Raw genomic sequence first — 283 nt, 5'->3', positions numbered from 1 at the left:
CGCTCTTTAACAATTTGACCTATGCAATCTGTGTGGGCACTCGTTGAGAATAGACAAAAAGATTTATTCGATGAACTGAGTGACCAAACGACAACTTTTACAGTTGTTCGGCACAGTCAATTCGTTTTTCTCTTCGGAGAGAAACAGTAATCAGTATTCATTGAGCTGAAACTTCGGTTTCGAAAAAACTTAAATTGAAGAGTTTGATCATGGCTCAGATTGAACGCTGGCGGCAGGCCTAACACATGCAAGTCGAGCGGAAACGGCAGTATTGAAGCTTCGG

At 42.0% G+C, this 283-nt stretch carries 1 rRNA gene; it reads left to right on the top strand.

Annotated features, from left to right (window positions below):
• Positions 1–191: 191 nt before the first annotated feature.
• Positions 192–283, top strand: a 16S ribosomal RNA gene (locus BZG25_RS15830); the annotation flags it as partial.

The organism is Salinivibrio sp. ML198 (assembly GCF_001996015.1).
GTDB lineage: Bacteria > Pseudomonadota > Gammaproteobacteria > Enterobacterales > Vibrionaceae > Salinivibrio > Salinivibrio siamensis.
The sequence above is the reverse complement of the archived record's forward strand: the minus strand, read 5'-3'. Positions and strand labels throughout refer to the sequence as shown.